Source organism: Flavobacterium mesophilum (assembly GCF_039581405.1).
Lineage (GTDB): Bacteria > Bacteroidota > Bacteroidia > Flavobacteriales > Flavobacteriaceae > Flavobacterium.
On sequence record NZ_JBCPXZ010000001.1, the window covers coordinates 150,005 to 163,020 of the forward strand.

Below are 13,016 nucleotides of genomic sequence, written 5' to 3' on the forward strand. Positions count from 1 at the left end.
TTATATTTTACTAACCTATTTAAAACCGCCAAAATGAGATGTCTTTTTTTTAGTTTCTTTTTATTTTCAATTACATATTCGCTTCAAGCACAAAAAACAGAAGCTTTTAGTCCTGATAAAAACATAAAACTCGAAATTTCTGTAACCAATGGAAATGCTTTCTATAATATACATTTTCAAAACAATGAATTTCTTGGCCAGTCTCCCCTTGGTCTAGTAAGTACTGCCGGAGATTTTTCTAAAAACCTAAAATTGGTTGGTAGTACCAAAGAAAAAATCCAAGAGTCTTATAAACTGGATCGTTCTAAAACCAGCCAAGTGAATTATAAGGCAAACCAATTAAAATGCATTTTCACAAACAATGCAAACGATACCTTAAATGTCATTTTTAGAATTACAAATACAGATATTGCTTTCAGTTATCTAATTCCGAAAAGCAAAAAAAATAGTGGAGACTGTACTATTGAAAAAGAAATTACGGGTTTCAAGCTTCCTTTACAATCGACCACGTTTATTACCCCTCAAGCACCACCATTAAGCGGTTGGGAAAAAACAAAACCTTCTTATGAAGAAGAATATACTAGAGAAGCTTCTGTTGGAACAAAATCGCAATATGGATTAGGTTTTACTTTTCCTGCACTTTTTCATGTAGAAGATAAAGGCTGGATGTTGATTTCTGAAACTGGAATCAGTGGAAATTATGTTGGAACTCGCCTAAGTGATGCAAGTGCAGACGGAATTTACACTGTTACTTTTCCGCAAGAAGGCGAGAACAATCATAATGGCCCAATTACAGCAACAGCAACTTTGCCTATGCAAACATCATGGAAAACAATTACAATCGGAAAAAATTTAAAGCCAATTGTCGAATCGACAGCTTCTACAGATGTTGTAAAACCGTTGGTAAAAACCTCAAAAATATTTGATTCTGGCCGTGCAAGTTGGAGCTGGATTGTTTGGCAAGATGAAAGTTGTAATTACAACGATCAAAAAACGTTTATTGATCTTGCAGCAGACATGAAATGCGAATTCATTTTAATTGATGCGCTTTGGGATGTCAATATTGGGAAAGAAAAAATGGCTGAATTGGTGAATTATGCCAAATCAAAAAATGTTGGCGTTTTGCTTTGGTACAATTCAAATGGAAATTGGAATACCGCGCCACAAACGCCAAAAAACAAAATGAATACTTCAGAAGCACGTCGTGAAGAAATGAAATGGTTGCAACAAATTGGTGTAAAAGGATTAAAAATTGATTTTTTTGGCGGAGACAAACAAGCCACAATGAAATTGTATCACGACATACTTGTTGATGCGGCAGAATTTGGCTTGAATATTAATTTTCATGGCGCTACACTTCCGCGTGGTTGGGAAAGAATGTACCCAAATTACATGACTAGCGAGGCTGTTCTTGCTTCAGAAAATTTGGTTTTCCAACAAGCATTCAGCGACAAATATCCTTCAACGGCAACGATTTATCCTTTTACACGAAATGCTGTGGCTTCAATGGATTTTGGTCCAGTTTTTCTAAATAAACGTTTGCATCGTGAGCCCAACAAAGGTACAATTCGTAAAACTACTGATGCTTTTGAAATGGCAACAGCAGTTGTTTTCTTTTCTGCCGTTCAACATTGGGGGTTGACACCAGAAAACTTAAAAGAAAAACCAGCGTATTTATTCGATTATTTAAAAGCTGTCCCAACAGTTTGGGACGAAACGGTTTTTATAGACGGTTATCCTGGAAAATATTGTGTAATTGCCCGCAGAAAAAACACGAAATGGTATGTTGCTGCAATTAATGGCGAAAATGCACCAAAAAACATCACAGTAAATCTTCCGATGTTAAAAGGCAAAAACGTTTCTATCATAAGTGACGGTGAAGGTCAGGAATCAAAATTCAGTACGACAAAATTAAATAATGCATCGTTCAATCTAGAGCTTTCCGCAAATGGTGGAACGGTTTTGTTTATGCCATAATTCCTTAAAACAGGACTTTATAAAAATCCCTGCACTCTTAATATGCAGGGATTTTTTTATTTTCTTACTGAATTATTTTTTTGCTTTGCTTAGAATTCTTTTGGCACTGTCAGAAGCAATTATCAAACCGCCGGCCATCATAATTATATCTTTTAAAACCAAACGTCCTCCAACAGAAAGATACGGGAAACCAAACTCTGGCGTTGGGAAATCGCCTCCTAAATTTGGAACGTAAACTTCAGGCGTTGTGATTAAAAAAGATAACGTGACAAATGACATTCCGAACGTCAAAAGTCCGCCCCAAAGTCCAATTTTTGGAAACCAAATTCCTAAAAGAACCAATAAGCCAATTGACACAATTACAGTACCTAAGCCGTATGAGAAAATGTAAGTGCCATTTTCTTCGTGCCATTTAATATTTTTTTCTACTGTTTTGCCTTCTAGATTTTTGTGTAATGTATAAGCAGCAACTTGTTTCCCTTCCTCATTTACCACAATTTTATTGGCATCTTTATAAAAGAAACTCATAAAAGGGCTATTTGCAACAAGCGGAACAATTCCGTCAGCTTCATATTTAAAGGCTTTTAATCCGCCAATCCAAGCCATAACAACGAAGATGGCTATTCTTAAAAAGTGAACAAAATTGTTTTGTCCGCCAGCAATAAATCTTATAAATTTTTCCATTTTGATTGTGTTTTAAATACACACCAAAATTAGTTTACAAGTGTCTGGATAAAAATGGACTTAAAGGAGTTTACATGGACTATTTTGCCACAATAGAAATACCGACTTTTTTTCTGAAGTCTTTAGGAGAAATTCCAACATTCTTTTTGAAATATCGGCTAAAATAAAACTCATCTTCAAAATTAAGATCTACGGCAATTTCCCTAATCGGCTTGACCGTTAAATGCATCAGTTTTTTTGCTTCTAAAACGATACGTTCCTGTATAAGTTGTGTTGGCGATTTCCCGAAATGCTTTTTAATTCTTTTGCTGAATGTATTAACGGTCAATTTATATTTTGAAGCATAAAAAGCGACTTCTTTTGCTTCACGAAAATGTTCATCAAGTAATTGCTGAAATTGTAAAATCGTTGCATTACCGATAGATTCCTGAATTTCAGAAGACATTTTCAATTGTTTTTCTTTGCTGCTCAATGCCAAAACAACTTGCAGATAAGATTTAAGAATCGAATCATCATAATCAAGCTTAGAATCTTCTACCCTTTTCATTCTTTCAAAAATATTTCTAATTTCTTCATAAATGAAATCAGAAATCGTTACAAAAGGTTCGCTATAAATATCGTTAAATAAAATTCCGTTACAGGCGACTTCTTTTTTATGATATTCAATACAATAAAAATCGCCGTGGAAACTTAATTCGTTTATGAAAGCTGCCGAAGAATTTTGCCATTTGAATAACTGATAAGGAGATAAAAAAATGAGGCTTTTTCCATTGCACTCATAATCGACAAGATCAACCGAAAAAGAAACTTTTCCGTCGAACATCAAGATATAATAATACGGTTCGTTTATTTCTTTTCCTAAAAAATCGGTTTTCTCTAATTCAATTTTCATAGCTGAAATTCCTTTTTTGAAGATTAAGAAAATCCAAAAACAACTATTGCTTTTTGGTAAAACCTTTTCTGGTCATTTCGCCCCAACCATGCGTTCCTTTGATTTTTTCTTTATAACCTACTAAAGCCGCATAAACCGCCATTGGATGAAAATACAACGGTTCAATAAATGCTGCCAAAAGCAATTTAAAAAAATCGGCTTGTTTTGGGTATTTGTGAAACGTTCTTTCTTCACTGAACAATGCCAAAACTGAAAAGAAAACGGCAAAAGTATAAACAAACAATACCAGCAAAAAGAAAAAATGCCAATTAAGCATTCCTAAAATTATAAAAACTAAGGTGATCAGAAGGCCAATAAATTCAATACCTGGAGCCAGAAACTCAAACAATGTCCAATATGGAACGCTAATCATTCCTAGCAATTTATATTTAGGATTCATGAACATTTTTTTATGAAAACTCAATGTCTCAATTGTTCCTCTCATCCAACGACTGCGTTGTTTTTTGAATATTTTAAACTCTTCCGGAGCCTCTGTCCAACAAAGCGGATCTGGAATATAACTTACGGAATATGGCAATTTATTTTCAAGCATATAACGGCGCATACGCACCACAAGTTCCATGTCTTCTCCTACCGTTTTTGTGCTATATCCTCCAGCCAATAATGCAATTTCTTTGTCAAAAGCGCCAAAAGCGCCCGAAATTAACAATAAACCATCCAATCTTCCCCATGCCATTCTTCCTAAAAGGAAAGCACGTAAATATTCTAAAACCTGAATCCTCGGAATCATACTATCCGGAATATTCACTTCGACCAAACGCCCATTTTTGATAATACATTGATTCGCAATTCTCACTACACCACCAGTCGCAATAATTCGTTTTCCGTGAGATTCTAAGAATGGTTTTGCTAATTTCAAAAGTGAATCTTTATCCAAAATACAATCTACATCAATACAAACCACATACGGATTTTGAGCAATATTCAACCCTACATTCAAAGCATCGGCTTTACCTCCATTTTCCTTGTCGGCTACAATTAATTTTTTGAAAGCGGCGTTTCTGGAAGTGTAAATTCCTTTTAGTTTTTTGGTTTCTATTTGGGGGTGAAAATCAAGTTCGGTCAAAACTAAATCATACGTTTTGATGAGAATTTCCATTGAATTGTCTTTACTACCATCATTCACCACAATAACTTGATAATTATTATAATTCAATGAAAGCAAAGACTTTACATTTTCTTCAATCGTAAAACCTTCGTTATAAGCTGGCGCAATCAAAGAAAGTTTTGGTCCAAATTCGCTTGTAAGTAAAACTTCATAATCGACAAAACTATTTTTTTTAAGGTAGCTCGTAAGTTCTTTTGTAGACAAATAAGCTAATATAAGATACGATGACATGATTAATATAGCATAGCCCAAAATGAGGACTATATACCAATCTACAAACCATATCAAATCATTATTTAAAAAATCCATTAGCTAATAATTATACGGTTAAGGTCTGTAATACATTTTGTGCTTCATACTTAATTACAGTATTCGGCGCCCGATCTACTAACTCTGCAACATAAGGCACTTTTTGCGTAAGCTTTAACTCCTTAATCAGTTTTAAGCCGAGTGTAATTACAGTAGTGTTTTTTGATTCCAATAAAAGCTCTACTCCTTTTGTATCACCAATGTCATGTTTTTTAAAAGCACCAATGATATTCAGTTGCGTCCAATCATCAATAGGATCACGATGTTCTGCCAAATGAACAATACCTTTTGTTCCCGCAAGTTTGATGCAAGCATTAATTGCGACAATTTTTAGAGTCTTTTTTCTTGCTTTTGAAAATGTTATAATGTTTTCAAATGCCTCATTGATATTAAACTCAGCAAGTTCTGTGATTCCTTTGCACTTTACCTCCCATCTAAAGTTTCGAAGTTTCTTAAACGAATCGTTTATCAACCCCGAATCTTTATAAAGTTGCTCTAATTTTTTAGCATAAACGCCGTCATAATTTTTATGCAGATTTATGATCGTTTCCATTACAACTTCCCTGAAAAATGCATTATTTAAAAACAAATTCAAACTTCGCTCTTCTTTAATTACGGCAAAAGTCTTATCTTCAAACACAACGGCTGCCATTAATTCTTCTATTGCTGCGCTGTATTCAATTCTGCGTTTTTCTCTTTTTATATTTTTATTTCGGCTCCAAATAATGAACAGATATAAAGCAAAAGACAATCCAATAAACAAGTATATCGAAAAAATCAAAAATGGTACAACCCAATCGCCTTTTTCATATAGTTCCCAAACTTTTTCCATATTAAAAACGCTTCGTAACGATTAACTGAACATTAAACCTGTTTCTATATTCTCCTGGAATGTATTCCTCGCGTTCATAAAGGAAAATTGGACGAACGAAAAATGAATCTCCAAAACGATGTTGGTATTGTAATCCAACTCTAAATGCTTCTAATGGTTGAGTGAAACCATTATAAAGATACAAATACGGAACTGTTCCGTATTGAAGTTCTAGTCTTATGATGCTTTCTTTTTCTTCATTGGTTTTCTGTAAACTCAGAACATGAGAAAACAGCGAATTTCCGGTATCATAATATGGTCGATAGGCTAAAGTATAATTTCCAGTATTATATGCAACTTGTCCTGTAAGCAACGTTATATCATCACTTTCAAAATGCATAAATCGGGCTCCAAATGCGAAATCAAATTTTTTAACTGGTGCAAAATAGTATTCTAGACCAGCCTTTGCAACTGGAAATATCGTTTCTCCTGTTGAAAGTCCAGCGTTAGCGTACAAATAACTTTTATTTGAAAAGGTTTGATAAAAATCGGTTTCAAAAAGCATTTGCGTATCGTTGCTTGTGTTTCCGACGTTTGCACGCCCCACAATTGCCGATTTGCTGAATTTGTGCGAATACTCTACATATCCATAATGCAATGGCGATGTTCCAGGCTCTGACGTAGAAATATTAAGGTAAGATACTGCAATTGCATTTTTTGCTTTTTGCCCGATAAGCGTTCGAATACTTCTAAAAGGTTGTGTGCTGTTATCTGCAATCGATGCTCTTTCTATAAGTTCTAAAGCTTCTTGGTTTCGATTCAATTTTTCAAGGCAAGTCGCTTTTATTTTGATCACATTTGTTGATTTTGACTCGATTGCCAAATATTTATCGCAATACGAAATACATTTTTCATATTGTTCTGACCAAAAATAGGTATTGATAATGGCCAACAAAGCATCCGGATTTGGATTTGCTCTATCCACCAACGGGCTCAATATTTTTATTGATGTGGCATAATCTTTTTTCCAACTATAAATTCGGCCTGTGTAGGTTTGAATATCTTCATTTTCAGGGAATTTTGCACGCAAAGGTTCGATTAATGATAAAGCTTTATCAAAATTTTTCTTCTCTGTTTCTTGTTTTACCTGTTCCAAAACGGCGTCTACATTTACTTCTTGTCCAAAACAAATGGAAGAAACAAAAAGCAAAACAATCGAATAATATAGAAATTTCATTAAGCTTTGATTTTTAACAACTTATTAATTCGTACTAAAAGAACAGCAGGACTAATTGGTTTGGCAATAAACTCATTAGCGCCAAGATCAAAAGAATCCAATTCAGTCTGTTCTACACCAGAAGAAGTCAGTATTATGATAGGAACATCTGAATTAATAGTTTCCCTGACATATTGCGTAATTTCCATTCCGCTAATGCCGGGCATGTTTATATCGGTTAAAATCAAGTCGTAATTGTTTTTTTCGATGGCTTCAAGCGCATCTTTTCCATCAGAAAATTGATCGACATCAAATCCTTTGGACTCTAAGAAAAATGATAATGATTTGCGTAGGATATCATTATCTTCAGCTAAAACTATTCTCATTGGTATTAAATTTTGAGGCAAAAATGTTATTTATGTTAGGCGTATATGTAAAGCTAAAACTTATTTCTTTTTTATCAAAGCTCCTTAAGGATTTTAACGGTCTCTTCGATGCCACATTGTAAAACATTTACTTTATCGGCACTTTCAGAAGTGAATTCACCTTGCGAAGCTTCTTCTTCAATAATGGACAAACATTCTGTCAAATCGGTCAGCATGAAAATGTCTGTGCTTGATTTCATGTTATGTGCCAGTTTTTTTGTTATATCGTATTCTTCATTTTTAAATGCTTCAACTAAACTCTCCGTTTGAGCTGGAATTTTTTCAATAAAAAGATCAATCATTTCTTTTCTGAAATCTGGGTTTCCGCAAGCCATTTCATCTAAAATAGAAAAATCAATATATCTTCTTTTTACTTGATCTGGGTCTTGACTCATTACTGTTTTTATCGCTTTTAAAAGCGCTGCTTGTTTGAAAGGTTTTGGCACATAAGCATTCATTCCCGATTTATAACAGCGTTCTTGTTCTCCAACAAGCGAATGTGCGGTCATAGCGATAATCGGAATATTCAAATTCATTTCATTTCTGATATGCTCAGTCGTTTGATACCCATCTTTTATGGGCATTTGAAGGTCCATCAGAATCAAATCATACTTGTTTTTGGACAAAAGCTCGATTCCTTCTTCCCCATTTTCAGCAATATCCAATTCAAAACCAAAATTATTGATAACGCTTTTTGCTAATTTTTGATTCAGTGGATTATCTTCACAAAGCAAAATTTTCAGGTTTCCAAGATCATTTTTTGATAATATTTTTATTTCATCAACAGCTTTATCTGCTTTTCTATATGAAATAACAAAAGAAAACTCTGAGCCTCTTCCTTCTTTGCTTTTCACATTGATTTCGGCTTTTTGCAATTCAATCAACTGTTTTACAATATTTAATCCAAGTCCAGTACCTCCAAATCTTCTTGTTGTACTTTCTTCAGCTTGTGTAAAACGTTCAAAAATGCTATTAAGTTTTTCCTCCGGAATTCCAATTCCGGTGTCTTTCACTGAAAATCTAAGCGAATAATGGTCTTCTGTTTCATCAACCTTTTTTACCGAAACCGTGACATCACCTTCAACAGTAAATTTTAATGCATTTCCAACAAGGTTTACTAAAATCTGGTTTAATCTTCCCTGATCTCCAATAACCATGTCTGGCATATCAGCATCTAAAAACAGATTGAATTCGACCTCTTTATGCGCTTTGACTTTTAGCAAATTATAAACATGCTTAAGTGTCTTTTTTAAATTAAATGGCTCGGAATCAATTGTCAAGTTTCCAGATTCCATTTTAGAAAGATCCAAAATATCATTTATAATTAGAAGCAAATTTTCACCAGCAATTTGGACACTATCAATATAATCACGCTGTACTTCATCCAATTCTGTTTGTGCCAAAAGATCCGTAAAACCAATAATCGCGTTCAAAGGCGTTCTGATTTCGTGGCTCATATTAGCCAAAAAACTGTCTTTTGCGTGAACCGCTCGCTCCGCAATTTTTTTCTGAGCGTCTAATTCAATATTTTTTGTTTGCACTTCTAACTGATTGATGACATGTTTTGCAATGATTGAAAGTGCATTACGTTGATTTTCATCCAGTTTTTTAGTGACATGATCAATTGCACAGATTGTTCCAATGTTATATCCATCAGGAGTAGTCAGTGGAATTCCGGCATAGAATCTTATTTTAAAACCGCCAGTAACATTCGGATCGTCTTTAAATCGTTCGTTCAATAATGTATCATCGATTTCGACCAGTTTTTTTTCCATAATGGTATATTGGCAAAAACTGATTTCGCGTGGTACTTCAGAAACTCCAATTCCGATTTCAGATTTGAACCATTGTCTGCTTTCATCGATAAAAGAAATATGGGCAATTGGCACGCCACAGATATACGAAACCAGTTTTGTGGCATCATCAAAAGCATGATCTGGAAGTGAATCTAATATATTGTAACGTTTTAAAGCTGCTAAACGCTCAAATTCATTGTCAGGAATGGGGTTTTCTTTGCTCATTATATTTAGTGGTAAAGTGCATAAAGGTACAGCATTTCGTCGAAAACTCCGAATAAATATTAAGATGCAAAAACAATGATAAAAATTCCCTAAAGCTTTTCTATAATAAGTTTTACATTCTTCAATCCAGAATTTTCTAGTTTATCTGATGAAGATGCAATACTTGGATACGAATACGTTATTCTTTCATTTTCTGGAAGTTGAGAATCGTAAATCATTCTATTCATCAAAGAATTCGCAACTCGAATTTCTAAATCATTCTGTCCTTTTTTCAAGTATGAAGTAATGTCTACTTGCCATGGCGAACACCAAACAGTTCCAGCATCTATTCCGTTTACAAAAACTTGAGCAACAAAATTTGGATTTCCAACATCAATCGTTACTTTTTTTCCATCAGGATCAATAGATATGATTTTTTTATAGATTGCTGTTCCTGAATAATATTTTATTTTGGGATCATTAAATGCTGTCCAATCTTTTAGGTTTTCAAATGTTATTTTGCCGACACCGCCAAGTTTTTGGTCAAAATCAACTTCCCATGGTCCCTTTAAAACATCAATTTCAGAAGGTTTTAGATTAGTCAAAAAAGGCAGGTTTTCGAACACATTAGTAATGATAATACAAGCCGATTCACGCGCCGCAAGAGACAATCGAACAGAAACGCAATTGTTTGTGTTTTTCTCGATTGGCACAGCGTAACGTTTGCCTGTAATCAAATTCCAAAACTGCACCTGTTTTCCTTTAGAAGAAAATGTGAAAAGATTATTTTCTGCTTCGTCTTTGTGATTGTCCAAAAAATAAACATCAGCATCTTTCAATTTTCTATGTGTAAAATAAATAGCTGAACTTTTACAATCTGAATTTTCTAAAGACAAATCTGCCTGAATATTTGCAGATTCAAGTGCTTCTTTCAATGTGCCACCCCAATATACCTTTCCTTTTCCGAAGTTATTATTACCTTTTTCAGAAGGATTTCCACCCCATAATTGATTACTAATTTTAGTGTATTCCTGCTCTTTTCCAATATCTTTAGCTGATTTTGAAACAAGAGGTTTAGAACCGTAAACAGAACCTCCTTTTTCAACAATTTTTTCAATCTTCTTTAAGGCATCAAGTGTGATATCGCCATTTCGTGGAAGAACCATCATTTGATATGCAACTCCATCAGGAAGCACTATTTTACCATCGGTTCCATCCATCCTATTCAGCAAAGCATCAGTTGAAAATGCATCAAAATCAAAACCTCCCGGTATTTCAGGAAGACGATTAGTAACAATTTTCACAGGAGCATTTTCGCCAAGATAAACACATATTGAAGCGGTCGATTTGCCGAGGCGCATCAAATAAGAACTTCTAGCTTGGTAATCCCAAAACGGACTACTATAATTCCACCAAGTATTATTTCTGTTAATTGCATATTGTCTTCCGCCTCCTGTGCTTCCTGGTATTTTGTCAAGCCAAGGCTGATACGCAGAGGCACAAATAACAAATTCATTGATGCCAAAAGCATATGCATAATCTGCAAGTGATTTTAATTCTGCAAGCGATGTTGAATATTTGGCATCTGTAAAAGCCTCGCCAGAAGCAATTTTCTTGCCGTACAGATGTGTCGCCGAAGAACTTTCTTTTATATCGTAATTCCCATTCGGATGTATTACCCAAAATTCGCCTTGAGGCTTTTCAACTTTTCCTTTTGCCTGAATAGGATCGCCAACAATACACAAGGCATTGCCAATTGCTTGGGCTGTAAAATGCAATCCTCGGGCTTTTGCCAGTTTATCGAATGTTCCGTAATAATTATCGGAAATTAAATCTGCTATATTTCGTCTAACATCAAAAAGAAAACCATCAGAGCTTTTTACATCGTCAACAACATAGCCCATCATGGATGGCAAATGTTTTGTCGGATCGTAACCTCGATAATTTTTAAAATCTTGTATGAAATTATTGGTCCAATTTTGCGCTCCGGCTTCATGACTGTCCATCGCAATTCCTGAAAGATGTCCGCTATTTGATTTTTTCAAAGAATCGGCAATGACACCAACATAATTATTCCAATGAATTTCTGCCGCTTCCTTTGAAAGTTTATCGCATTCTCTTCCAATTAAATTTGCCCTTCCATGTTTAGTTGATGCTCCAGTTGGTTCATAAGCAAAACGCATTATTACCCAATTTCCTGATGGCACATCCCACTTTAATGTTCCATCAGCATCCATCTTTTCAGTTAAATCTATAATATTTTCTGACTTTATAACTTCGGAGCTATTGTATTTTGGTGTTTTGTCTGCTTCGATATATTCTGCAAAAAGTCCTGCTTTTTCTTCGTATTGATCCAATTTTGCAACCGAATTCAATACAATCGAATTCAAAAGCAGTTCTTGATTTTTTTCTGATTCTTCCCACCAATCATGCAGATTCAATCTAAAATAGCGTGATTTTACGGCATTAAAAGAAATTGTTTTTTGTCTCCAGCTTTCGTGCGCTTTATAAATAGGCTTTAGATCACAAACTTTTTCATAGTGAACACCATCATAAGAAACTTCCAACTGTCCAAAATCTGGCAGAACTCGATATCCTGTACCAACAAAAATTTCACCTGGAGGACCAGGAACATTTGTAGCGCTTGAAGAAGCTTTGCCTCTCGGTTGCATTTTGTAGGTTATGCTACGAGCTTCAAAATCTTCAGAAAATAGTAAATTGATGTAAACACCCGAATCGTTTCTAGCAATTTTTGTTGTTGAGAGTGAATCTGGATTGAAAAGGGATTTTAAATTTATTTCCTTGCTATTAGAGGTAATTTTAACCTCTTCGGAAAATGAGGTTTTACCTGCTCCTGCTTGCGTTGGAAAAGCCAATACAACTACATCTTTGAAAAAATTAAACTTGTTCTTCGGTTCTGGTAATTTAGCAGAAAATTTCTTTCCTCCTTCAACAACAATTTCAGTCGCAGTGAGACGCTTCATACTCGTCTCATTAGTTATCCACGGACCTCCTGCAACATAACCATTTGAAAGATGCAGTTCAAACGTAAGTCCGATACGCGCTGCTTCTTCTGCCGAAAATCGCAACATCGCCCACCATTCTTTTGAAAAACCTTCTAAAGCATTGATTGCTTTTCCATGGCTTTGATCATAATAAATCACGCCTCCAACTCCTGCTTTTTTGAAAGCTTCTAAATCGGCTGTTATTCCTACTTTTGTCGTTTCAGTCTCTCCATGAAACCACCAGGCTTTAGTTCGTGTACTATCTTGTGGATTGTAAAAACCGAATTTAGCACTCGATAAAGTATCTGTATGACTATTTTTCAAACTGCTACAACCTGCGATTATGCTAATGCAAAAAATTAAAAATAACGGCTTATAAAACATTTTGGTTTGGTCTGGGATAGTTAGAAATAATACTGAAAATCATTTTTCATTAAATTCAAATTTATCCAATACCTTCAATTCATCCGTCATGTACTATCCTGTCTTTTAATTTTTTATATTTGTTCAGCATTATAAAAAACAAAAA

At 34.5% G+C, this 13,016-nt stretch carries 9 protein-coding genes; 1 reads left to right on the forward strand and 8 read right to left on the reverse strand.

Annotated elements, in window-relative coordinates:
* Positions 1 to 33: 33 nt before the first annotated feature.
* Positions 34 to 1,977 (forward strand): glycoside hydrolase family 97 protein, encoded by a 1,944-nt coding sequence (locus tag AAYQ19_RS00595; RefSeq protein ID WP_343532757.1) that lies wholly within the window; start codon positions 34 to 36, stop codon positions 1,975 to 1,977.
* A 72-nt stretch (positions 1,978 to 2,049) separates the two neighbouring features.
* Here AAYQ19_RS00595 and AAYQ19_RS00600 read toward each other — a convergent pair whose 3' ends face one another.
* From AAYQ19_RS00600 to AAYQ19_RS00635, 8 genes are all read right to left on the reverse strand, one after another.
* Positions 2,050 to 2,661, reverse strand: coding sequence for a DUF417 family protein (locus tag AAYQ19_RS00600; RefSeq protein WP_343532759.1), 612 nt, complete (start codon positions 2,659 to 2,661; stop codon positions 2,050 to 2,052).
* Positions 2,662 to 2,740: 79 nt separating this feature from the next.
* On the reverse strand, positions 2,741 to 3,553 hold the full coding sequence (locus AAYQ19_RS00605) for an AraC family transcriptional regulator (protein WP_343532761.1): 813 nt from the start codon (positions 3,551 to 3,553) through the stop codon (positions 2,741 to 2,743).
* A 43-nt stretch (positions 3,554 to 3,596) separates the two neighbouring features.
* On the reverse strand, positions 3,597 to 5,030 hold the full coding sequence (locus AAYQ19_RS00610) for a glycosyltransferase family 2 protein (RefSeq protein WP_343532763.1): 1,434 nt from the start codon (positions 5,028 to 5,030) through the stop codon (positions 3,597 to 3,599).
* A 10-nt stretch (positions 5,031 to 5,040) separates the two neighbouring features.
* On the reverse strand, positions 5,041 to 5,862 hold the full coding sequence (locus AAYQ19_RS00615; RefSeq protein WP_343532765.1) for a hypothetical protein: 822 nt from the start codon (positions 5,860 to 5,862) through the stop codon (positions 5,041 to 5,043).
* A gap of 1 nt (position 5,863) precedes the next feature.
* Entirely contained in the window at positions 5,864 to 7,078 is a 1,215-nt protein-coding gene (locus AAYQ19_RS00620; protein ID WP_343532767.1) for a YaiO family outer membrane beta-barrel protein, read from the reverse strand.
* Positions 7,078 to 7,443 carry a response regulator transcription factor gene (locus AAYQ19_RS00625; RefSeq protein ID WP_343532769.1) on the reverse strand — a complete coding sequence of 122 codons (366 nt, stop codon included), beginning with the start codon at positions 7,441 to 7,443 and terminating at the stop codon, positions 7,078 to 7,080. Before AAYQ19_RS00625 ends, AAYQ19_RS00620 begins: the two co-directional genes overlap by 1 nt.
* A 74-nt stretch (positions 7,444 to 7,517) precedes the next feature.
* Positions 7,518 to 9,503: a GAF domain-containing hybrid sensor histidine kinase/response regulator gene (locus AAYQ19_RS00630; protein ID WP_343532771.1), complete on the reverse strand. Its 1,986-nt coding sequence runs from the start codon at positions 9,501 to 9,503 to the stop codon at positions 7,518 to 7,520.
* Positions 9,504 to 9,592: 89 nt separating this feature from the next.
* Positions 9,593 to 12,811 carry a glycosyl hydrolase gene (locus tag AAYQ19_RS00635; protein ID WP_343532773.1) on the reverse strand — a complete coding sequence of 1,073 codons (3,219 nt, stop codon included), beginning with the start codon at positions 12,809 to 12,811 and terminating at the stop codon, positions 9,593 to 9,595.
* Positions 12,812 to 13,016 lie beyond the last annotated feature (205 nt).